This window comes from Acinetobacter lwoffii (assembly GCF_024129715.1).
GTDB classification, from domain to species: Bacteria; Pseudomonadota; Gammaproteobacteria; order Pseudomonadales; family Moraxellaceae; genus Acinetobacter; species Acinetobacter lwoffii_U.
Genome location: NZ_JAMXXM010000028.1, coordinates 1 through 21,890 on the forward strand (window position 1 = coordinate 1; position 21,890 = coordinate 21,890).

A 21,890-nucleotide genomic window follows, 5' to 3' on the forward strand; every position below is an offset into this window, starting at 1 on the left:
AAAACGCTTTTGCGAGATCAAAACATTTCCGTGCTATTGCAAACTCGATTTGATAAACTAGCACGCAATTATAAATCTATGCGTATAGCCTACATATTTATTTGGTGCAAAGCCAAATGAGGACACGCCCTAAAACTCACACACTATCAAGCCATAAACTACATTTCCCGATAATTTAGCCAGGTGAAGCAGCTCGCTAATGAAGATGAAAATACTATTTCAGTCTGGCACTTTTACAGATTGAAATTTCGTGCGTCTTAGTCTTGCTGTACCTGAGCAAAATTAACTGAAATCTCTTGTATTTTTAACTGCTAATCCGAAGCTTTATAAAAATTATGCTTAAATTTTAACTGTCGATTTAAAGCATGCTAATATGCCAGGCATAAAGAAAATACTGCTTAAATCATGTCAACGATCAACAAAAAGCTGTTTAAACGCCTACACTTAAATCATGCCTATGGACAGCTGATTGCGCTGATTTTTGTGCCGATTACCATTTTGGCCTGTGTCGGTGCCATGCTGGTGTTGACTGAGACCTCGAATGCCGCACGTGCCCAGCAGAAGCAGATGGCCATTGCGATTCTCACTCGTTTTCAAGGCACCTCAGAATATGCACTGGATATCTTGAATCTGTATCCATGGCAATATGACCAGGCTCACAACGCCATGCAGAACATGCTGAATGAAAAGCATCTGGTTCGGGCAGCAGTTCTGGATGAAAATGGCAAGAACCGTTTGGGCATTGGTTTTCAGGAACAGGCGCCTTGGCCAGAATTTGAGAAAAGCGGCAATTTTGTTGGTCCGATTCTGCATCAAGATAATCATATCTATGCCATTAAAGTAAATGAAAACACTTTTTCTACTGGCTGGCTGGCGATTGAACTGGATAACCAGCCGCTAGCAATTGCCCGTTATCGGGTACTGATCGTACTGATTGCGACCGGATTACTAACCTTATTATTACTTCTGCTCTGCCTGAATTTCTACTCACGGCGCTGGATTGCCCCAATGTATGAAATTCGCATGCAGTTGCAACGCCTGAATGCCGATACCCTCGGCCAGCATATGGTGATTAACAGCACCGGTGAGCTGCGTTTATTGCAACGTGATATTGCCAATGTGGTGAAACGTCTGCATTTCAGCTTTTTGGAACTGCGTGAACATACCGAACAGACCGAAGATGATTTGCGCCGTACCCTCGACACTTTAGAAGTCCAGAATATTACCTATCGTCAGGCACGTGACCAGGCCATCTCGGCCAACCAGGCCAAGTCGGTGTTTCTGGCCAATATTTCCCATGAACTGCGCACCCCGCTGAACAGTATTGATGGCTTTATTCATCTGTTATTACGTCAGGGCAATCTCAGCAACGAGCAGAGCCTGTATTTGCAGACCATCCGTAAGTCTTCTGCGCATTTGCTGGCACTGATCAATGATGTTCTGGATTTTTCCAAGATTGATGCCGGCAAACTGGAACTGGAAACGGCACCTTTCGATCTGGAAGAAGCGATTTTTGATGTGATGGACATGTTGTCGCCACTGGCAGCACAAAAACATATTGATATGGCATTCTATTATGCAGACGGTGTGCCAAAACACATTATTGGTGATGCGCTACGATTTAAACAGATTCTGACCAACCTGATTTCCAATGCCATCAAGTTCACTCCGGATGGAGAAATCATTGTCCGGGCACGCATGGAACATGACGGTATGGATCAATGTGTGCTGCATTTTAGTGTGCAGGACAGCGGTATTGGCTTGAGTGGTACCGACCGTAAAAAGCTGTTTGAATCCTTCTCGCAGGGTGATACCTCGGTGACCCGTCAGTTTGGTGGTACCGGTCTTGGTCTGGCAATTTCCAAACAGCTGGTCAGCCTGATGCATGGCCAGATTGGTTTTGAAGACAATCAGGAACGTGCTCCAACTGAAAAAGGCTCTACTTTCTGGTTTACTGCCCAGTTCCTGGTCGATGAAGATACCGTGATTGAGCATCCAGATTTTAGCGAATTGACCGTGGTGTCTTATCTTGCACATCCGGCAACTGCGAATGTGCTGCGGCATTATCTGGAAAATTATCAGGTTAAACATATTGAATGTGCATCAATTCTGGATCTGTTTAGCCGTCTGAATCATTTACAGAATAGCGAAAATACCTGGCTGATCGTCGATCATAGTGGTGACAGTGAAGTCTTGTTACGCGAAATCCGTTCACGTTATCAGGGTCATCTGGCTGTCTATGGTTATCAGATGCAACTGGATCCAAGCATGCTCAATGACCATCGTGCCCGTGCCCTGCATCAGCCACTCAGCCGCAGCGCGCTGATTCAATTACTCGGCAATCAGCCGGTCTTCGACCAGGAACAGCATGAAGAATTTAATGGTCAAGGCCTGCATATTCTGGCCGTGGATGATCACTTACCCAACCTGATTGTTCTGGAAGCCTTACTGGGCGAACTCAATGTCACCACAACCAAAGCCCTCAGCGGGCAGGAAGCGATCGATATTATTCAGCGCCGTTATGAACAGGAACAGCCGGCATTTGATCTGGTCTTTATGGACATTCAGATGCCAGTCATGTCGGGGATCGATACCACCCGTGCTATTCGCTCGCTGGAATCGACCTTTGAAAATCATAGTCGCCTGCCAATTATCGCCCTGACGGCGCATGCACTTTCTGATGAAAAACATAAACTGCTGCAAAACGGCATGGATGATTATGTCACCAAGCCGATTCAGATCGAGCAGATTATCCAAATTTTGACGCACTGGACCACCGAGCATTTTAAACGGATTCCGGTACTGGAACGTGCCAATGTGATTGATGCCCTAGATCCAAATATTCTGGACTGGCAGCAAAGCCTGCAACTGGCAGCCAATAAGGAAGATCTGGCAGTAGACCTGTTACGCATGCTGGTGGACAGCTTTGCAGATGAACTCGATGAAATGCAGCAACTGATTGAACTGGAAGATTTTCCACAACTGGAACATGTACTGCATCGTCTCTATGGCGCGACCCGCTATGTCGGTGCACCGACTCTGCAGAAAGTCACCGGTGGCTTTGAGCAGTTCGTTTCTACCTTGCGTAAAGAGCGCCGTAAGGCCGATGAAAGCTTTGTTCAAGAGGTACTGAAATATTTTGATGAACTCAAAGCCGTGGTTGAACAGGTTGAACAGGCTGCCCAGCAAATTTTGAAGCAACATTTGAATTAAACCTCTGAAGTGGCTCAGTCCATGACTTAAGAAGTGTGACTGAGCTGTCATGCAAGCCTAAAGGCTGCATGCTATGCTCAAGCCAGGAAAAATAAGGAAGAATGCCATGTCACTCGTGCGCTTGGGAAAAAATAACGGCATTGCCACTGTTACACTGAATCGTCCGGATAAACGCAATGCCATGAGCTTTGCCCTGCTGCGCGAACTGGTCGCGACTGCACAAAAAATCAAAAAAGATAAAAGCATCCGATGTGTGATTTTAACGGGAGAAGCCCAGGTCTTTAGTGCCGGTATTGATCTGGCCGATTTAAATAATCCTAAAAATCGTGCTTATGCTGCTTGGGAACTGATTCGTCCGGGTCAAAGCCTGTTTCAAAAAGCATTTCTGGTCTGGCAAGAATTACCTGTTCCGGTGATTGCCGCAATGGAGGGCTTCTGTTTTGGTGCCGGGATGCAACTGGCATTAGCCGCAGATATCCGCATTGCCCATCCTGAGACCAAAATGTCGATTATGGAAACCCGCTGGGGACTGGTGCCAGACATGGGACTCAGCCGCTCCCTGAAAGGCCTGATTGGTATTGATCTGGCCAAAGAGCTGACCTTAACTGCCCGGATTTTTGATGGTGAATATGCCAAAGAAATCGGTCTGATCACCCATGTCGATGAACAGCCACTAGGAAGAGCACAAGCCTTGGCTGAAGAAATGCTGCAACGTTCTCCAGATGCGCTGATGGCCTCTAAATTTGTACTGGATGCCATGCAGCATCGTCCAAATAAATCCTTGCGTATGGAAAAAATATGGCAGCTGAAATTATTACTGGGTAAAAACAGTCAATTGGCCCGTAAAAAGGACAAAAACCCAGAGGTTCAGTTTGTACCGCGCCAATACAAATAAACCCAGTCTGAATCTAGGAAAGGAATAAACCAAAGCATGCAGTTGAATCGCGATACTAAAATTGCCTTTTTAGGTATGGGGCTGATGGGCACTCGCATGGCCACACGTCTGCTTCAAGCAGGTTTTCAGGTGGCAGTCTGGAACCGCACACTATCTGCCTGTGAGCCCTTGCTGGATCTAGGTGCAACTACGCTATCTTTGGATAAGATTACAGATTACCCGGTGATTCTGACCTGCCTGGCAGATGATCAGGCAGTGCAATCTGTTTTTGCTCAGATCGAACCGTATTTGGTTGCGGAGCAAGTGATTGTAGATTTCTCCAGCCTTTCAGTACAGCAAACCCAAATACTTGCTGCACAAGCACAGGCTAAGAAAGTAACCTGGATTGACTCTCCGGTTTCAGGCGGTACAGTTGGAGCCGAACAAGGCAGTCTGGTGATTTTTGCCGGTGGTGATGCCACGACGATTGAAAATCTTAATCCGATCTATGCAGTACTTTCCCAGCGTGTCACCCGTATGGGGGATACGGGTACCGGTCAGGCGACCAAAATCTGTAATCAGCTGATTGTGGCTGCCAATAGCACCTTGATCGCAGAAGCGGTCGCCCTTGCTGGACTTGCCGGGGTGGATACACGTTTACTGGCGCCTGCGCTGGCGGGTGGTTTTGCCGACTCCAAGCCTTTTCAGATTCTGGCACCGCGTATGGCCACGCAAACTTTTGAACCGGTGCAATGGAAAGTACAGACCTTATCCAAGGATCTGAATAATGCCGTGCAACTGGCACAAAGCTTTGACCTGGATGTTCCGGTGGCGACTCAAGCTTTAACGCAGTTACATGCTCATCAAGCCCAAGGCTTTGCCGAAGCAGATCTGGCTACTGTAATCCAGCAACTAAAACATTCATAACGCTTGATTGATGCGGCCTTGAATATTGAAGAGAAAGACATGATTAAACTTGCCGTCAACCTGTCGATGATTTTTACCGAAGTGCCGCTGATCGAACGTTTCGCGCTGGCTCGTGCACAGGGCTTTAATCATGTGGAAATCCAGTTTCCTTATGAACTTACGATTGGCCAGATTCAAAACCAGCTCAGCACCCATCAGCTAAACTTGTGCCTGATTAATGTGCCGGCAGGTGATTTAATGCAGGGCGGTCATGGTCTGGCTGGCATTCCAGGACAGGAAATCGAGTTTCGTCATGCGGTTGAGCAGGCCATCCAGTATGCTACCGCATTGAATGTACCTCGGGTGAACATTCTGGCAGGAAAACAGCCTAGGGATTGTGATCTTTTACCCTGCCTGAATACGCTGGCGAGTAACCTAAAAATGGCCTGTTCAATGCTGCTTGAGCATCAAATTGAACCGGTCTTCGAAATGATCAATGGCACCGATATGCCACGTTTTTTGATTCAAAATGTTGCCCAAGCCCAGGAAATGCTGGAAGCGGTACATCATCCGGCCTTAAAAATGCAGTACGACTGTTACCACATGGCAATGATGGGCGAAGATGTCTTAGAAACTTTGCAAGAAAATATTGCCTCGATTGGTCATATCCAATTTGCGGATTGTCCGGGACGGCATCAACCCAATACGGGTTCAATTCAATATCATGATATATTTCAGTGGTTAAAACATAGTCAATATCAAGGTTATGTCGCTGCCGAGTATAAACCTAGCGGACATTCCAACGATTCCTTTGACTGGAAAGCTGAGTTCTTTCCGGAGCATGACTGAGTGGACTGCGGCTTCATTTGAAATTCAGGACTAAAACCGCTATATTAGACCATGCATAATTGTTAGGAAATTACACTCCCCATGAATTTAGAACCATCGCCCAGCGCTTCTAATTCTCACGATCTTACTATGAATTCAAATTCTCAAGCTGTACAGGACTGCTTAAAAGTCGTACATGCTGCACTTGAAGATGTAAAAGCAAAAGAAATTGTTGAGCTTGATGTCAGCGGTATCAGTAATGTGGCTGATGCTATGGTCATTGCAAGCGGTACATCGACACGTCACATCAAATCATTGGCCAATAACGTTGCTGAAGAAGCACGTAAAGCTGGCTTCCGCCCTCTTGGTATTGAAGGCGAACGTGATGCTGAATGGATCCTCATCGACCTTGGTTATGTGGTGGTTCATTGTATGCTTCCAACAGCGCGTAAATTCTATGACCTAGAAAGCTTATGGCGCAATCCTACAGATACTGACTCTGTAGCGTAAAAACCGAATATTCAAAAAAGCGACCTGTGTAGGTCGCTTTTTTATTGCCTGTTCATCTAACTTTATAAGCATTAATACAACTCAATCTGTTCGCTATTTTTTAATTTCCATCTTGTCTTATGCACCGATTTGATTGGTATCTTAGGATCAATTCATCATCAACATAGACGTTCGATGATCACTCAATCATCCTTTTCCCAAGATATAAAATAAAAAATCCCCCTTTATTAAAAGGGGGACTTAGGAGGATTCTAATGATTTAGATGATTAGTGACCCGTACCATTAATGGCTTTAGTCATATCTTCCACCACTTTCTTGGCATCACCAAAGATCATCATGGTCTTGTCATTATAGAACAAGTCATTGTCGAGACCCGCATAACCGGTTGCCATAGAACGCTTGATCACCATAATCGTACGTGCCTTATGGGCTTCCAGAATTGGCATACCATAAATTGGCGATGTTGGATCATCTTTCGCCGCAGGGTTCACAACGTCGTTCGCACCAATCACTAGCACCACATCTGTTGCCGGGAAGTCCGAGTTGATCTCGTCCATTTCCAGGATATCTTCATACGGTACGTCCGCTTCAGCAAGGAGTACGTTCATATGACCCGGCATACGACCTGCTACAGGGTGAATCGCAAAACGAACCGTTACACCCTGCTCTTTCAGCAAGTTAGCCAATTCTTTTACCGCATTTTGGGCACGGCCTTGCGCCATACCATAACCCGGTACAATCACCACGCTGTCTGCATTTGACATCAGGAAGCCTGCATCATCTGCCGAGCCAGAACGGTGATTACGTTGGACCTGTTCACCTGCTCCTGCTGTCGGCGCAGCTGCACCGCCCATCGCACCGCCAAACAAAACGTTGATGATTGAGCGGTTCATCGCTTTACACATGATGTAAGACAGAATAGCACCTGAAGAACCCACCAGTGAGCCTGCAACGATCAACATGTTGTTTTCTAAGGTAAAACCAATACCAGCTGCTGCCCAACCCGAGAATGAGTTGAGTAGCGATACCACCACTGGCATATCACCACCACCGACTGGTGCAATCCATACCCAGCCGAATGCCAGCGCAAGGCCTGTCATCGCCCAGAACGAGGTCATATTGCCAGTCAGGAAGAAGTGAACACCAAAACCTAACATAGCAATAAAGATGATCGCCTGAACCGGTTTCACCCATGCACCTGAAATGGTTTTTGCCCATTTCTTTGCAGCCAGTTTACCGTAAGCAAAGACTGATGCTGTAAAGGTAATCGCACCCACGAAACAGCCCACAAACAGTTCAAATAAATGAACACGGCTCATTTCATGGAAATTGACACCATTGGCAGCCAACAGGTCTGGACCTAGTTCAATCAATTTGTTGTTGTGAATAATGGCAGCGACAGCAATCAGGACCGCAGCCAGACCCACCAATGAGTGCATTAGTGCCACAGTTTCAGGCATCTGCGTCATTGGAACTGTACGTGCACGGGCAATACCCACGATTGCACCCAGCACCATTGCGCCAATGATCATCCAGACCACTGGATTCTCAGCTACAAAGAAGGTGGTCATGACCGCAATAGCCATCGCGATCATTCCGTAACGGTTACCGGCAATCGCAGTTTTAGGACCTGATAAACCACGTAGCGTCAGGATAAAAAGAACGGCACCAATCAGGTAGAACCAATCCGCATACTCTCGAATCATTTCCATGGATTAACCCTCTTTTTTCTTTTGCTTAGGTTTAAACATTTCCAGCATACGAGCAGTCACGGCAAAGCCACCGAAAATATTAATGCTCGCCAGGAATACTGCAATCGCGCCAAGTACGCTCACCACGTTAATGGTCTGGAAATCCACGCTACCTTCAACGCCAATCACCGGCAGGCCAACAGTCTGAATCATTGCACCGACAATAATGATCGATGACAAGGCATTGGTGACCGCCATCAACGGCGTATGCAATGCTGGTGTTACACCCCACACCACGTAGTAACCTACGAAAATGGCAAGGACAAAAATCGTAATTGTTTCAACCATGAGTCTTCTCCTTAACCACGTTTCAGCAGCACTTGGCCGCCATGAGTGACAAGTAGGGCTTTTTGAATTTCTTCTTCTTGATTCAGGACAAAATTCTTATCTGCATCAAATAATGTTTCCACGAAGTTAAATACGTTACGAGCGTATAAAGCAGAGGCTTCAGTCGATACCGTCGATGGAATATTTGGAATGCCGAGAATTTTGACGCCGTTGTCGGTATGCACGGTTTCGCCACATTTTGAACCTTCGACGTTGCCGCCAGATTCTACTGCCATGTCCAGAATCACTGAACCCGGTTTCATTTTCGCAACTGTTTCAGCACGGATTAAACGCGGTGCATCACGGCCCGGTAAAAGAGCGGTAGTAATCACGATGTCAGCATTTGATACCGCTTTATCAACAATTGCAGCCTGATCGCGGATGTATTCTTCACCCGGCATCCAGCCATAACCATTTTTGGCAGCATCTGCAGCTTTTTGCTGCTCTTCAGCAGACATCGGCACGTCTAGCCATTTACCGCCCAGAGATTCAACCTGATCTTTGGCAGTTGGACGCAAGTCCGTGGCTTCAACGATGGCACCTAAACGTTTTGCAGTGGCAATCGCTTGCAGACCCGCTACGCCGACACCCATAATCACCACACGAGCCGGTTTAACCGTACCCGCAGCAGTCATCAGCATCGGGAACATGCGCTGGTATTCAGCCGCAGCCAAAAGCACCGACTTGTAACCTGCAAGGTTGGCTTGAGAAGACAAGACATCCATGTTCTGCGCACGAGATAAGGTTCGTGGCAAAAGTTCCAATGCAAATGCAGACACGTTTTGTGCCGCGAATTGGTCAAGCTCAGTATTACGGTAAGGATCAAACATTGCCACGATAGTGGTATTCGGGTTGAGTTTTTGAATTTCCTCACCTTTCGGTGCACGAACTTTTAAAATCAACTGACTGCCGGTGTAGGCATCATCCGTAATTTTGGCACCAACTTGTTCATAGGCACTATCGATATAGGCAGCTTTAACCCCTGCACCACGTTCGATAATCACGCTATGTCCTGCGCTGATCAATTTCTTTACTGTCTCTGGCGTCGCAGCGACGCGATTTTCACCGACAACAGTTTCGGCTGGAATTCCGATCTGCATGAGCGTTCCTCAAGCTAATTTTTCTTAAGTAAACATCGTGTAAAACGATGCTTCCCCTCAGGATGTGTTCTTGTTGAATTTTTGGATTCTAATCAAACTGTTTGAAATTACCACCTACTATTTATTTAATAAATACCTATATTTTGAACTGATGATTCATAAAAATGATGCTGCAATAGCACATTTATTTAATTCAACGGCTATTCATATTCGATGCTTTTATAAACGATATTCATTCCGCTGAATGAAATATCCAGATTTTACTGGTGTAAATAAGCGCAGATTTCTGATTTATTTTGTTACATTGATGATTCTGACAATGATTGCTGTATTTCCTGATTTAGAAGCAGACTTTCAATTTCTCTAGTCCCTATAGATAGCGGCACTTTAGCTGCGCCGTTTTTTTAGTTTTGACTTTTTTGACAGATTTAGCACTCAAGCAAGAGCACTGTTTTTAGACGTTAAAATCGTATTTTATGAAATGATAGAATTTGATTTGAGCAGATCTTCATCAGACACAATTAATAGATCTGACAAAAAGTAATCGCTAAAATTTTATAAGACTCAGGTCTCAAACAGTCAGATAAAGGGTAGAAAAAAAGCTGGATGACTATTTATTATATTAATGTACTGAACTTGATTCAAAATGGAAAATCTCATTTTCGCACCAAATTTGCGCAATAAAATAGAGTAAATATTCCACTTTTTTGACCTCAGTGCTCTTTTTTATTGTTTTTACTTTAAGCTGCGCTTTAATGAAGCAACCCCATCATTAAAAGATAAAAAATTCTGTAAATATTCACTCATACTTTCTATTTGAAATTGCACTTCTTTCATTAAGCTGCCTGAGTTCTAACAATTTTCAATGCTGGCAATATTTCTCTACTTTTAAAGCAAGAACTTCTGGCCTATAGTGCCCTCAATTTGAACATTATTCTCATTCCTCATTTAAGTTCTTCCGGTCTGAATACAAGGTTAGCCCTATGCACACGCCCCTCGATATTAGTCAAAATAAGCCCTTATTATGGCTGATGGCGATTGCATGCGGCTTATGTGCCGGCGCTAACTATTATTGCCAGCCGCTGATTTCATCGATTCAGCAGTATTATCAGGTGCCTGAATCACAAGTAGCGCTCACCGTCACCTTTGCTCAAATCTCTTATGCCCTGGGCCTGCTGTTTATTGTGCCTTTAGGTGACATGCTAAATAAGACTAAACTGATCCCTTTCCTCATGCTGGGTGCCGCAGCAGGTTTATTTATTTGTGCTAGTGCTGTGAATCTGCCGATGCTCTGGGTCGGCACTATCATTGCCGGACTGTTTTCCGTGGCTGCACAGATTCTGATTCCCTTGGCCACCATGGCGGTCAAACCGGAAAAAACCGGAGAAGTGGTGGGCTTCCTGATGAGCGGATTACTGGTGGGCATTCTGCTCTCAACCAGTATTGCCGGATTATTTTCCGACCTGTTTCACTGGAAAATGATTTATATCGTCAGTGGCATAAGTATGCTGGCCTTAAGTTTTTATTTGAGAGGAAAACTACCGAGCCTGCCACGTCTGAGAATCAGCTATGCAACAATTTTTAAATCTATGGGGATATTACTCAAGCAGGAACCACGACTGGTTTTGCGTTCACTTACAGGTGCGTGTGCTTTTGCTGCCATGAGTATGTTGTTCTCCACCATCGCTCTGCTGTTGACGCAAGAACCTTTTCAGCTTTCTGATGTCATGGTCGGACTGGTCACGCTGGCCGGTGTATTTGGCGCACTTTCTACACAGTTCATTGGTAAATGGGCCGATCGTGGCCATATCAAAACACTGAGCTGGATCGGCTGCTCTATCCTGATAGGAAGCTGGCTGTTTTTATATTTTGGTGCAGTATCTTTGCTCAGTTATATTCTGGGTTATGGACTGATAAATCTTGGGCTCGCAATTACGCACAGCTGTAACCAGAACGTAATTTTCCGCCTGCACCCGGATGCCAAATCACGGGTCAATTCACTGTATATGACCTTGTATTTTATTGGCGGTGCCTGTGGTTCAGCCTTAGGGGTTTATGCCTGGCATCACGGTGGCTGGAGCATGACCTGTCTGGCAGGACTTGGGCTAGCTTTGTGCGCTACCTTATTTGCCCTGCTGGATCAATGGTATCAGGCCCGGACAACTGCATAAGTATTTTGACTATATTTAGCTGACTTGCGCCGCCGGATAATAAGGCTTATTCAGATCAAGAGTTTGTGAATTTTCCAATAAAATACAGATAAAAATCGGCAATAAGGCTGCCAGAATCCGGCAGCTTTCCTCTAATGATTTATAATTCAGCGAGCTGTGATACGTGGCGCCACCCTGCATTATCTGATGGTGCAAGGTAGATAAACGCTGAAATATTCCAGCTAAAATTTCAACAGAATTTCGTTCTTTTAAAGCATTCTCTATATTCTGTTTCTGTGTTTCCAAGTCAACCTGACAGCTTTCCAGGCTAATTTTCTGATGACGATAATCCCAAAAGCTTTGTTCCACATAGGGATTGGCCAAGAGTGAGCAGATCGGCTGGCTGTATTTTTCCCAAAGAATATGATTAATTTTCTGATCCAGATCCTTTTGGCAGAGTGTTTCCAGAAACTGCTGCAGCTTGCTTTGATCTTGAACTAGATCACTCTCATCTGCATAAATCGCCTGAAAGCTGATCCACAGGCTGATAAACTTAAAATCCAGATCCTGATCCAGATCTAGCGATTTTTTAAACCAGCCTAAGCCCCGATGAATTCTTAAATTAAAATGTGCCGAATTTTGTGCTTTATGGCTTTTATAAATTTCCTCCAATAACAACATGATTATTCTCCTTATTTCTAAAATTTTTATCTTCATCTTTCTCCTATCAAAATATACCATTCCAACCTGACTGGGAATTCCAATTTTATTTCTTGTTTCATTCCCTGGATTTACCGGGCTAGCTCAAGTTCGCCGGGTGGTTTTTCTGATTTTATGCTAGTATTACGCCCTCTTTTTGCGACGTCAGCCGATCCAGTTTAAGCCAAAAACCAATAGCTGAGTGATCGCATGAATTGCTTCTTCTTTCTTCCATTTCGTTAAGGCGTGATTTTGAATGACTGATCTGACCACCATTGAAAATAAACTTCAACCACGAATCAGTGTTGCGCCAATGATGGATTGGACCACCAAAGATTATCGTTTCTTTGCACGTCTGTTTAACCCGAATGTGATTATGTACACTGAAATGGTCACCACAGGTGCGATCATTTATGGTGATGCCAAACGTCATTTGGACTTTAATGCGGAAGAGCAGCCAATCGTTTTGCAACTCGGCGGCTCGAATCCAAAAGATCTGGCAATCTGTACCAAGATGGCGCAGGACTGGGGCTATAACGAAGTCAATTTAAATGTAGGTTGCCCAAGTGACCGGGTACAAAATAATAAAATTGGTGCCTGTCTGATGGCGGAGCCTGATCTAGTCGCAGAATGTATTGCTGAAATGCGTCATGCGGTGGATATTCCAGTGACCGTAAAACACCGGATCGGAATTGATGATATGCAATCTTATGAAGAGATGCTGCATTTTGTCGATACCGTGGCCAAAACCGGCTGCAATAATTTTATCGTGCATGCGCGAATTGCCTTATTAAAAGGTCTATCACCTAAAGAAAACCGCGACGTGCCACCCCTACGTTATGAAGATGTCTACCGTTTAAAACAGGATCGTCCTGATCTGCTCATCGAGATCAACGGCGGAATTAAAACCTATGCCGAAACGCTGGAACATCTCAAACATGTGGATGGCGTGATGATTGGCCGCGAAGCCTATCATAATCCTTACTTACTGGCTGAACTGGGCCAGTTATGGAATCTGGATGCACCAGACCGTTTTGACATTATGCAACAGATGCTGCCTTATATTGCCCAGCGCATGGCCGAAGGTGCACCTTTATCCATTATTACCCGTCATATTTTAGGACTGTTCCAGAATTTTCCGGGTGCACGTAAATGGCGTCAGGCTTTAAGCGGTGGTAATGCCAAAACCTTGAAAGATGTAGAGACTGCACTTTTTAATATTCAGGAAGCGATGCAGCGTACCGAAGATTATGTACGTGAACATCAGCAAGTTAAATCCTAAATACAAAAAGCACCGATGATCGGTGCTTTTTTATAGCGATTGCACATGAGTTATTGCGTATACGCCGTGATATTGCCGACCGGAATCGGCTCTTCCTGATAAGAAACATCTTGTAATGCGGGTTCAGCCACTGGTGTGATCAGAGAGCCGGAGATATTCTGATTTGGTTCATCTACAGGCTCTAGATCATCCAAGGCTGAGGCCAGTTGCTGTAATTCCCGATCCAGTTGCTGACGATATTTTTCAATTTCAATTTCATCAATAAAAGCAAAGGCATCATCTTCAATCGACCAACTATATCCCCCATCCACCTTAAAGACTTTTACATGAATGGGATATTCCTCACCCTGATAATTCAGATGAGAAATGGCCTGAAACTCATTCCCCTGACGCTGGACAATTTTGACCTTTTTCACGGTAAAACGATAGTGTTGATAATCTCGATTGGAATTAAATTCACGTTGCATCTGCGTTTGAATATTTCTGGCCAGTTCATCCATCGAGACAAAATAACTGCATCCAGCCAGACAGGCGACCATCCATAACATCATGATTTTTTTCATAGCGCCCCTCTTTTTTCTTTCCACTTCCTGCTTATAGTCGATATATGCAGTATTTTTATCTTTGTTTATTCTGTGACCCATTTTATGCTTTTTTGCAAAAACAATAAACAAACAGCGCTTCGATTAAGACTAAATATTTATGGTTTATATAGTTTTTTTGAATTAATGATAAAAAATCAGCCATAAAAAAACCCTGATGGATTCAGGGCTTTTTCGATACAGATCGTTTTAAAAATCATCATCACTGGATGGATCACGATGCAAGGCATCATGAATGGCTTCGATCAACTGCTGGGCAATCTCCTGCTTGGAGGCTTTTTCCAGATCACGTTTGTCCAACTGATAATGCTCGGCAAAGAATACTGTCATGGCATTTTCATCTGAAGCAAATCCGATATCCGCACGTGAAACATCATTGCAGGCAATCATATCCAGCTTTTTCGCGACCAGCTTTCCAGCAGCATATTCTTCAATATTGCGGGTTTCTGCAGCAAAACCGACCATAAATGGACGTTTTTCCTGCTGGGCAATAGTGGCAACAATATCCGGATTTTTCACCAAGACTACATTCAGCTCATCTCCGGCTTTCTTGATTTTATGCTCGGCTACTTCCGCCACACGGTAATCGGCTACTGCAGCTGTCGCAATAAAGATATCGCAACCATTTTCCAGCATCTGCATACTTTCATTCAGCATTTGTACGGCAGAAGAAACATTCTTACGTTTCACGCCATTTGGGGTGTCCAGACTGACCGGCCCTGCGATCAAGGTCACATTGGCACCAGCCGCATAACAGGCAGCAGCCAGTGCAAAGCCCATTTTCCCGGTACTATGATTGGAAATATAACGTACCGGATCAATCGCTTCGCGAGTTGGGCCTGCGGTAATCGTGACCTGCTTGCCAGCCAGTAGACCAAATTTTTCTGCAATCGCACGTTGAGCTTTATGGAAATATTCTGTGACTTGTCGTGCTAGATCTTCCGGTTCCGGCATACGGCCCAAGCCCACATCCCCACAAGCCTGTGAACCCGCGTCCGGCACGATCACATGCACACCATCTTCGATCAGTGTCGCAAGATTACGCTGCGTTGCTTTGGCTGCCCACATTTGCTGGTTCATGGCAGGCGCCACCCAGACGGGTGCTTTCGTCGCCAGATATAAAGTACTGAGCAGATCATCGGCCAGACCTGCGGCAAATTTTGCCAAGGTGTCACAGCTGGCCGGTGCTACCAGCAACAGATCTGCCCAACGTGCCAGCTCGATGTGGCCCATGCCGGCTTCTGCTTCAGTATCCAGCAATTCGGTATGTACAGGATTGCCCGATAAGGCTTGAAAGGTTAAAGGTGTAATAAAAGCCTGTGCACCGTGAGTCATGACGACCCGCACATCAAATCCGGCATCTTTCAGACGACGAACCAGAATTGCACTTTTATAGGCAGCAATACCGCCAGTAACGGCCAAAATGATATTTTTATGAGGAATTACACTTAGATCAAAGCTCACGAACAGATTACCTTGCTGTTGCAGTGGGGCTCACAATAGCATTAAATAATCGCATCCCCAAGAGATCAGCTTGCGGGAAAACTGATAATTCATAATAAATAAGTCTAATAACTATGCAATTTTCTATTAAAAACTGGCCGGAACAAGAACGGCCGCGAGAACGCTTAATTCAATATGGCGCAGAAAGTCTGTCCGATGCCGAGCTACTGGCTATTTTTCTACGCTCCGGTTCCCAGCAACATTCGGCAGTTGATCTGGCGCGTTTGCTGATTCAGCATTTTGGTCATTTGACTGCGTTGCTCGATGCACCTTTACAGGAAGTCAGCCAGTTTCATGGCATGGGCATCAGTAAATATACTCAACTGATGGCCGTCAAGGAACTCGGACGGCGTTACATAGCCGAGCACCTGAAACAGGATGCACTGGAACTTACCAATTCCAAGCGGCTGAGAGATTACTTACGTTTTGAACTGCTCGGTGAAACTCAGGAAGTGTTTGCCGTGCTGTGTCTGGATGCCAGTTTAAGAAAAATTGCCTTTAAAAAACTGTTTTATGGCTCCATCAATGCATGTGATATTTCCATTAATCAATTGCTACGTTATGCGATTAGCCAACAGGCGACCTCAATTGTCATTGCACATAATCATCCGCTGGGCCGGCCCTCTCCCTCCAAGGCTGACCTAGTGTTAACCCGTCAGATTCAACAGGCCTGCCAGCTAGTGGATATCCATCTGATTGACCATTGCATCATCGCCTTGGAAGGCAGCTTTTCCTTTGCTGAGCAGCAACTCATCAAACCGGAAATGCAGTATTGAATAGCACTTGACAAAGCAGGCACAACTCCACAAGATCATGAAAAAAATTGTGATGATTCCAATAAATGATCGTACGTGACCAGCCAACTGTTTTTAAACTGCTGTTTTCCTGGCGGGGGACGATTTTACCTAAAGTTTTGCCACCTTTAGGCGTAGTGATGCTGATGTCAGCCATCATCGGTGGCTTGTCACATATTGGTTATTTTCATTTTCCAGAATTACCCCTGGTCGGCTTTACCCTGATTGGAGTGGTACTGTCGATCTTTCTCGGATTTAAGAACTCGGCCTGTTATGACCGCTGGTGGGAAGCGCGCAAACTTTGGGGCATTTTGATTGCCAATTCACGTCATTTTGACCGTGATTGCCGGATGCTGTCTCAAGGTCGCCGTGAACGTGTAATTCAGCATGTGATTGTCTTTGCCAATGTCCTCCGTGACCGGCTACGCCATCAGACAGCCAATCCGACGGAACTTGTGGAAACCAGCGGCATGAGCCAGCAGGCTGTGACCCAGCTCTATCAGCAGGCCAATGCGCCGCAATATACCTTAAGCCTGATTCAATGGGAGTTAATGCAGGCGCTCAAAGAAGGTGAAATCTCCGACATCATCTATATGCAGATGAATAATCATGTAGCAGAACTAAGTATTGTCCAGACTGGTTGTGACCGGATTGCGACCACACCTTTACCCTTTGCCTATTCGGTCTTGCTGAATCGTACCGTCTATTTTTTCTGTTTTATTTTGCCTTTTAGTCTGGGTTCAACACTTGGTCTGTTTACGCCTTTGCTGGTTGGAATTTTGGCCTATACCTTTTTAGGACTAGATGCGCTAAGTTCAGAAATTGAGGAGCCTTTTGGTACCCAGAGTAATGACTTACCACTAGACTCGATGGTACGTACGATTGAAATTGAACTGTTAGGAACGTTGGGCAAACCGACGCCACCGCCGATTCAGGCTCAAGATCATAATTTGTTATAATTTATAATTCTCTCCTCGCCCTTTGTTATTAGTAGCGAAGGGAAAATCTTCTCTCAAATGAAAAAGATCGAGGTAAAGGAATGACTAAACAAAACTCTCCCAAATCCCGACCTGCCCCGGTTTAAGACTCGGGACATTGCCCAGTTTAATCCAGGGCATGTGATCGCCATGAAAATCACTGCCAATCGAAACTTTAAGATCATATTCAGTAATCATTCGATCCACCATCTGCCGGGTGGAACTTGGTTCAATCGCCGGTGGCAGCTCGACGGCATCTCCACCAAACTTGGCAAAGATTTCGATCAGGTAGCGGATATTGGTCGCAGATAAATCATATTTGGTCGGATGTGCCAGCACGGCGAAGCCGCCACTTTCATGAATTACCTGAATGGTATCTTCCAGACTCAAGCCATCAAATTTGACATAGGCTTTCTTACCTTCCTTAATATATTTATCAAAAGCCTGTTGCGGACGCGTCACAATCCCCTTTTCTACCAGCGTTTTGGCAATATGGGTCCGTGTCACCCGATCAGGGATATGGTCGACTTTGACCAGTACATCAGCATAAATATCTTCACCAATTAAAGGAACCAGCAGATCACAAATCTGTTTAGAACGTTCAGCCCGGATTGTCTTTTGCTGATTGAGGGCTTTTTGTAAAGGCTCAGGATTTTGCATATTTAGCGCGACGATATGCACGCCATAGTTTTTCTTGGTGGCAGGACGTGACCATTGGCTGGATATTTCCACCCCGGAAATGATCTTAATCTCATGATTTTTGGCAGCTTCTTCCGCCAATACCAAACCGTCCATGGTGTCATGATCCGTCAGGGCCAAAGTATGGACAAGTTTTTCCACAGCCGCTTCGACCAATTGCTGAGGACTGAAAGTTCCATCAGAAATATTACTATGTGTATGTAAATCTACGCCGTGCATCTCTATACTATGACATTTATTTGATCAGATTTAGATACTCTAACATGAAAGCACTTTTAGACTTTGTGCCACTCATTATTTTCTTTTATTTATATAAAACTGTAGATCCAAAAGACACTGACCATCAATTGCTGCAATTGATCGGTTCTGCGGGGGGTGTCGACAATAATAATATTCTTGTTGCAACCACAGGTCTGATTATTTCCATGTTGGTCGTCTATGGTGCGTTATTTGTCATACAAAAATTCCGTCTGGACAAGCAGCAATGGATTGTCTTGTTTATGACGGTGATTTTTGGTGGCATCACTCTGATCCTCAGCGATGATTTCTATATTCGTCTGAAAGCCGTGTTATTGAATCTGGTCTTTGCAGGTGTCTTTTTCTTATCCCCTTGGTTTAGCAAGGATAAAAAGCCTCTGATCCAGCGGTTATTTGGTCCAGTATTCAATCTAAGCGAAAAAGGCTGGTTCAAGCTGAACTATGCTTGGGTTGCCATGTTCGTACTGATGTCATTTCTGCATACCTTTTTCGCCTATTTGTGGATGGATGGAAAATATTGGGGTGAATTTACCGCATTCGGTGACATGATCGTGATGTTTTCCTTTATCATTATTCAGTTTATTGTATTGCGCAAATACTTTAAGACCGCTGAATAAGTCCAACTACAAACGATTGAGAGTCATCATGCCATTATTCGTCGTTAGCTGTACCGATCGGGAAGGTACAGTTGAAAAACGCCTCGCGATTCGTCCACAACATCTTGCACGTCTGGAACAGTTAAATGCTGAAGGCCGCCTGATTGTTGCAGGTGCCATGCCTAAGGATCCAGCCAATCCACAGGCCGGTTTTTATGGCAGTACCATTATTGTCGATTTTGACAGTCGTGAAGCGCTGGACACATGGCTACAGGATGAACCTTTCTTAAAAGAAGGTGTATACGAACACATCGATGTCAAACCATTCAATAAAGCATTCCCTCAAGGATAAGGTTCATGCGTGTTGTTACTGCCAGTATCATTGGCCTATGTTTTATGATTTCTCCAGTATGGGCAGTCGAAGTTGCGCCTGCTCCTGTGACTCAGGGAAATCAGACAGCACAACCTCAAGGGACAGCGGTGACTGTCCAAACCCAGTCTACGCCGAAACCTGCCATTATTCCTGCCGTAGCGTCTTCTGCCCAATCGGTGACACCTGCTGAAAATAAACCGTTAACCGCAGAAGAAATCGCCAAGCTCAAAGCCCAGCAAGATGCCAAGGTAAAAGCCTTAGTCAAAGATCAGGCCACCCGTTTGCAGCAACTGGAAAAAGCCAATCTGGAAGCACTATCGCAAAATCAGGAATTGCAGCTCAAGAATGATAACCTTGGGGTTCAGGTTCAAGTACTGCAAAGCGAACGCAGTGCCCAGATGTTCCTCTACGGCGCTGCAACCCTGGCTGTGGGGGTATTGCTCGGCTTCCTGATCGCGAGCTATGTTTATACCAAACGCCGTCGTCAATGGTAAGCTATAACCCTTCCCGATATCTTTAAGGTTGTACCCGTTTTGTCGCACGCAATTCAAACTGCCGACCTGGATTGGCAATTGGTGGATGGCATTGATGTGCCTGTATCCAAGCAATTTGGTGATGTGTATTTTTCCAAAGACAATGGCTTGCTGGAAACCCGGCATGTCTTTTTAAATGGCAATAATCTCAGTACACGTCTGGCAGATTTAAAACCTTTTGAATATTTCTGTGTGGGTGAAACGGGTTTTGGTACTGGTTTAAATATTCTGGCCTTGTGGCAGCTCTGGCAACAGGTGCGTCCGGATAATCACAGTCATCTGCATACGATTTCAGTTGAAAAATTTCCTCTTTCCAAAGCTGATCTGATTCGAGCCTTAAATGCCTGGCCAGAACTCAAGCCTTTAGCTGATCAACTCATCTCTCAATACCCGATGCCAATTGCCGGCTGTCATCGTCTCAATTTTCCTGAAGAACGATTCAGTCTGGATCTATGGCTGGGTGATGCACATGATATTTTCCCGGTGATTGAAAAAACTTCACCGGTGAGCGCCTGGTTTCTGGATGGCTTTGCACCTTCCTGTAATCCGGACATGTGGGAAGAAAATGTTTTAAATCATATTGTACGTTTATCCGAGATCGGCACCACTTTGGCCTCTTTCAGTGTCGCTGGCGTGTTAAAACGCGGCTTAAAAAATCATGGGATTTCAATTTCCCGTCCACGTGGTTTTAAGCATAAGCGTGAAATGCTGAAAGCGATCTGGAATCCGGCTGAAGAGACTGAGAGTTCATTAATACAAGAAATTACTCAAAAAAAAACTGAGCGAGTGACAGAGACCAATACCAGACCTCGCCAGATTGCCGTAATTGGTGCTGGAATCGCGGGTTTAAGTGCGGCCTGGGCATTCGCTCAACGTGGTCATCAGGTTACGATTTACGACCAGTCAGCGCCACTCTCCGGAGGTTCTGGCAATCCACTGGCCTTACTCAATCCTAAACTTTGTCCGGTTGAGCAAAGTGCAGAGCATTTAATGACCTTGGCCTGGCAACAGGCTCTGACGCACTATGCAAAATTCAAGGCTTTCCGCCCGATTCAGGTCAATCAACTGGCCTTAAAAAACCCTGAACAGCTTTTGGAATTAGCAGAGGAATATCCTGAAGAAATTCTGGCTGTACAAGATACAGAAGATCAGGAGATGCAAACTGCATTTCTAAGTTTAAAACTGTTAGAAGCTGGTGCGGTTTCACCGCATCAGTTACGTGATGAAATTTTGCAGCATGCTAATATTCAATACGAGCAGGCTAAAATTAGCCATATTGAAGCTGCTACAAAACCTCAGCTATTTTCAGATAAACAGGATCTGGGTGAATTTGATCATGTGATTGTCTGTACTGCGCGAGAAACAGCACAATTCTTTGCAGATTATCCAGTGTTGAAACCGATTCGCGGACAGGTGAGCTGGATGAATAATCAAGCCCAGCCTTTAAGTCAAAATATTGCCTATAGCTACGGCGGTTATTGTATGCAACTGGATGCTGAACATTTGATCTTGGGTGCTTCTTTTTATCCAGGTCGGGATGATATCGAGGTGTTAGCAGAAGACCATGTGCATAACTACGAACTGATCCACAGCGTATTCCCAGAATATGCAGCGACCCTGCCTGATGTCGCGACCTGGCAAGGTCGGGCTTCGGTTCGTGCGCAAAGTCAGGATTATTTCCCCCTGCTCGGTAAAATGAAAGCCGATGAGGAAATTTACAGCTTTGCCGGTCTAGGTTCTAAAGGTTTTCTGTTTGCGCCGCTGTGTAGTGAAATTCTGGCAGCCCAGATTCTCGGCGAAGCCTGTCCGGTGCCATCCAGTTTAGTAAAAAAACTCAGTGTGACCCGTTTTCAAAAGAAAGTGAAAATGAAGAAACCGTATTTTAAGCCTCAGGTCTAATCCTCCTGCCTTTTT

At 45.0% G+C, this 21,890-nt stretch carries 20 protein-coding genes; 13 read left to right on the top strand and 7 right to left on the bottom strand.

Features of this window, described 5'->3' with window-relative positions; translation table 11 throughout:
- The first annotated feature begins 405 nt into the window (after positions 1 to 405).
- The 5 genes from NI462_RS13095 to rsfS all read left to right on the top strand — a co-directional run bounded on the left by NI462_RS13095 (position 406) and on the right by rsfS (position 6,331).
- Positions 406 to 3,213 (top strand): GacS-like sensor histidine kinase, encoded by a 2,808-nt coding sequence (locus tag NI462_RS13095; protein ID WP_191112598.1) that lies wholly within the window; start codon positions 406 to 408, stop codon positions 3,211 to 3,213.
- 106 nt (positions 3,214 to 3,319) lie between these two features.
- Entirely contained in the window at positions 3,320 to 4,108 is a 789-nt protein-coding gene (locus NI462_RS13100; protein ID WP_253160959.1) for a crotonase/enoyl-CoA hydratase family protein, read from the top strand.
- A gap of 36 nt (positions 4,109 to 4,144) precedes the next feature.
- The gene (locus NI462_RS13105) at positions 4,145 to 5,014 is read left to right on the top strand and encodes an NAD(P)-dependent oxidoreductase (RefSeq protein ID WP_253160961.1); all 870 of its coding nucleotides are present in this window, start codon (positions 4,145 to 4,147) and stop codon (positions 5,012 to 5,014) included.
- Between the two features lie 39 nt (positions 5,015 to 5,053).
- Positions 5,054 to 5,842, top strand: a complete 789-nt coding sequence (locus tag NI462_RS13110) for a hydroxypyruvate isomerase family protein (protein WP_005101810.1) — start codon at positions 5,054 to 5,056, stop codon at positions 5,840 to 5,842.
- An 81-nt stretch (positions 5,843 to 5,923) separates the two neighbouring features.
- A complete protein-coding gene (gene rsfS, locus NI462_RS13115; protein WP_004645144.1) occupies positions 5,924 to 6,331 on the top strand; it encodes a ribosome silencing factor in 408 nt (135 codons plus the stop codon).
- 267 nt (positions 6,332 to 6,598) lie between these two features.
- Here rsfS and NI462_RS13120 read toward each other — a convergent pair whose 3' ends face one another.
- Genes NI462_RS13120 through NI462_RS13130 form a run of 3 tightly spaced genes read right to left on the bottom strand, consistent with a single transcriptional unit; the run spans position 6,599 to position 9,510 of the window.
- On the bottom strand, positions 6,599 to 8,044 hold the full coding sequence (locus NI462_RS13120) for an NAD(P)(+) transhydrogenase (Re/Si-specific) subunit beta (protein WP_005248072.1): 1,446 nt from the start codon (positions 8,042 to 8,044) through the stop codon (positions 6,599 to 6,601).
- A gap of 3 nt (positions 8,045 to 8,047) precedes the next feature.
- Positions 8,048 to 8,371 carry a proton-translocating transhydrogenase family protein gene (locus NI462_RS13125; protein WP_004281642.1) on the bottom strand — a complete coding sequence of 108 codons (324 nt, stop codon included), beginning with the start codon at positions 8,369 to 8,371 and terminating at the stop codon, positions 8,048 to 8,050.
- A gap of 11 nt (positions 8,372 to 8,382) precedes the next feature.
- Positions 8,383 to 9,510: a Re/Si-specific NAD(P)(+) transhydrogenase subunit alpha gene (locus NI462_RS13130; RefSeq protein ID WP_004645141.1), complete on the bottom strand. Its 1,128-nt coding sequence runs from the start codon at positions 9,508 to 9,510 to the stop codon at positions 8,383 to 8,385.
- 983 nt (positions 9,511 to 10,493) lie between these two features.
- On the opposite strand from NI462_RS13130, the gene NI462_RS13135 reads away from it, so the two are divergent.
- Positions 10,494 to 11,681 carry an MFS transporter gene (locus NI462_RS13135; protein WP_253160963.1) on the top strand — a complete coding sequence of 396 codons (1,188 nt, stop codon included), beginning with the start codon at positions 10,494 to 10,496 and terminating at the stop codon, positions 11,679 to 11,681.
- 15 nt (positions 11,682 to 11,696) lie between these two features.
- Here NI462_RS13135 and NI462_RS13140 read toward each other — a convergent pair whose 3' ends face one another.
- Positions 11,697 to 12,341: a hypothetical protein gene (locus NI462_RS13140; protein ID WP_004281639.1), complete on the bottom strand. Its 645-nt coding sequence runs from the start codon at positions 12,339 to 12,341 to the stop codon at positions 11,697 to 11,699.
- Between the two features lie 274 nt (positions 12,342 to 12,615).
- On the opposite strand from NI462_RS13140, the gene dusA reads away from it, so the two are divergent.
- Positions 12,616 to 13,641 (top strand): tRNA dihydrouridine(20/20a) synthase DusA, encoded by a 1,026-nt coding sequence (gene dusA, locus NI462_RS13145; RefSeq protein ID WP_435574964.1) that lies wholly within the window; start codon positions 12,616 to 12,618, stop codon positions 13,639 to 13,641.
- Between the two features lie 50 nt (positions 13,642 to 13,691).
- Here dusA and NI462_RS13150 read toward each other — a convergent pair whose 3' ends face one another.
- Both NI462_RS13150 and coaBC read right to left on the bottom strand, forming a co-directional pair.
- Complete coding sequence (locus NI462_RS13150) at positions 13,692 to 14,204, bottom strand: hypothetical protein (protein WP_005252911.1); 513 nt, start codon at positions 14,202 to 14,204, stop codon at positions 13,692 to 13,694.
- Between the two features lie 228 nt (positions 14,205 to 14,432).
- Complete coding sequence (gene coaBC, locus NI462_RS13155; protein WP_114541814.1) at positions 14,433 to 15,707, bottom strand: bifunctional phosphopantothenoylcysteine decarboxylase/phosphopantothenate--cysteine ligase CoaBC; 1,275 nt, start codon at positions 15,705 to 15,707, stop codon at positions 14,433 to 14,435.
- A gap of 113 nt (positions 15,708 to 15,820) precedes the next feature.
- Here coaBC and radC point away from each other — a divergent pair, with 113 nt between their 5' ends.
- The gene (radC, locus tag NI462_RS13160; RefSeq protein ID WP_005101798.1) at positions 15,821 to 16,522 is read left to right on the top strand and encodes a RadC family protein; all 702 of its coding nucleotides are present in this window, start codon (positions 15,821 to 15,823) and stop codon (positions 16,520 to 16,522) included.
- A 65-nt stretch (positions 16,523 to 16,587) separates the two neighbouring features.
- Positions 16,588 to 17,499 (top strand): bestrophin family protein, encoded by a 912-nt coding sequence (locus tag NI462_RS13165; RefSeq protein ID WP_114541813.1) that lies wholly within the window; start codon positions 16,588 to 16,590, stop codon positions 17,497 to 17,499.
- 84 nt (positions 17,500 to 17,583) lie between these two features.
- On the opposite strand, the gene NI462_RS13170 is transcribed toward NI462_RS13165, so the two are convergent.
- Positions 17,584 to 18,435 (bottom strand): PHP domain-containing protein, encoded by an 852-nt coding sequence (locus tag NI462_RS13170; protein WP_253160966.1) that lies wholly within the window; start codon positions 18,433 to 18,435, stop codon positions 17,584 to 17,586.
- Between the two features lie 44 nt (positions 18,436 to 18,479).
- Between NI462_RS13170 and NI462_RS13175 the strand changes: the two genes are divergently transcribed.
- From NI462_RS13175 to mnmC, 4 genes are read left to right on the top strand one after another with little or no spacing between them, the layout of a single operon-like run.
- Positions 18,480 to 19,091, top strand: coding sequence for a septation protein IspZ (locus NI462_RS13175; protein ID WP_004281606.1), 612 nt, complete (start codon positions 18,480 to 18,482; stop codon positions 19,089 to 19,091).
- 28 nt (positions 19,092 to 19,119) lie between these two features.
- Positions 19,120 to 19,422 carry a YciI family protein gene (locus tag NI462_RS13180; protein ID WP_004281605.1) on the top strand — a complete coding sequence of 101 codons (303 nt, stop codon included), beginning with the start codon at positions 19,120 to 19,122 and terminating at the stop codon, positions 19,420 to 19,422.
- A 5-nt stretch (positions 19,423 to 19,427) separates the two neighbouring features.
- Positions 19,428 to 19,937 carry an SH3 domain-containing protein gene (locus NI462_RS13185; protein WP_005252915.1) on the top strand — a complete coding sequence of 170 codons (510 nt, stop codon included), beginning with the start codon at positions 19,428 to 19,430 and terminating at the stop codon, positions 19,935 to 19,937.
- Positions 19,938 to 19,976: 39 nt separating this feature from the next.
- Complete coding sequence (gene mnmC / locus NI462_RS13190) at positions 19,977 to 21,875, top strand: bifunctional tRNA (5-methylaminomethyl-2-thiouridine)(34)-methyltransferase MnmC2/FAD-dependent 5-carboxymethylaminomethyl-2-thiouridine(34) oxidoreductase MnmC1 (RefSeq protein WP_253160968.1); 1,899 nt, start codon at positions 19,977 to 19,979, stop codon at positions 21,873 to 21,875.
- Positions 21,876 to 21,890: the final 15 nt, after the last annotated feature.

Bases quoted from the DNA above. Each gene is read 5' to 3' on its own strand.
- rsfS (WP_004645144.1), top strand. From the start codon at position 5,924: ATGAATTTAGAACCATCGCCCAGCGCTTCTAATTCTCACGATCTTACT.
- NI462_RS13150 (WP_005252911.1), bottom strand. From the start codon at position 14,204: ATGAAAAAAATCATGATGTTATGGATGGTCGCCTGTCTGGCTGGATGC.
- NI462_RS13125 (WP_004281642.1), bottom strand. From the start codon at position 8,371: ATGGTTGAAACAATTACGATTTTTGTCCTTGCCATTTTCGTAGGTTAC.
- radC (WP_005101798.1), top strand. From the start codon at position 15,821: ATGCAATTTTCTATTAAAAACTGGCCGGAACAAGAACGGCCGCGAGAA.
- NI462_RS13100 (WP_253160959.1), top strand. From the start codon at position 3,320: ATGTCACTCGTGCGCTTGGGAAAAAATAACGGCATTGCCACTGTTACA.
- NI462_RS13120 (WP_005248072.1), bottom strand. From the start codon at position 8,044: ATGGAAATGATTCGAGAGTATGCGGATTGGTTCTACCTGATTGGTGCC.
- NI462_RS13105 (WP_253160961.1), top strand. From the start codon at position 4,145: ATGCAGTTGAATCGCGATACTAAAATTGCCTTTTTAGGTATGGGGCTG.
- NI462_RS13110 (WP_005101810.1), top strand. From the start codon at position 5,054: ATGATTAAACTTGCCGTCAACCTGTCGATGATTTTTACCGAAGTGCCG.
- NI462_RS13095 (WP_191112598.1), top strand. From the start codon at position 406: ATGTCAACGATCAACAAAAAGCTGTTTAAACGCCTACACTTAAATCAT.
- NI462_RS13170 (WP_253160966.1), bottom strand. From the start codon at position 18,435: ATGCACGGCGTAGATTTACATACACATAGTAATATTTCTGATGGAACT.
- NI462_RS13140 (WP_004281639.1), bottom strand. From the start codon at position 12,341: ATGTTGTTATTGGAGGAAATTTATAAAAGCCATAAAGCACAAAATTCG.
- NI462_RS13135 (WP_253160963.1), top strand. From the start codon at position 10,494: ATGCACACGCCCCTCGATATTAGTCAAAATAAGCCCTTATTATGGCTG.
- NI462_RS13180 (WP_004281605.1), top strand. From the start codon at position 19,120: ATGCCATTATTCGTCGTTAGCTGTACCGATCGGGAAGGTACAGTTGAA.
- dusA (WP_435574964.1), top strand. From the start codon at position 12,616: ATGACTGATCTGACCACCATTGAAAATAAACTTCAACCACGAATCAGT.
- NI462_RS13175 (WP_004281606.1), top strand. From the start codon at position 18,480: ATGAAAGCACTTTTAGACTTTGTGCCACTCATTATTTTCTTTTATTTA.
- NI462_RS13165 (WP_114541813.1), top strand. From the start codon at position 16,588: ATGATCGTACGTGACCAGCCAACTGTTTTTAAACTGCTGTTTTCCTGG.
- NI462_RS13130 (WP_004645141.1), bottom strand. From the start codon at position 9,510: ATGCAGATCGGAATTCCAGCCGAAACTGTTGTCGGTGAAAATCGCGTC.
- NI462_RS13185 (WP_005252915.1), top strand. From the start codon at position 19,428: ATGCGTGTTGTTACTGCCAGTATCATTGGCCTATGTTTTATGATTTCT.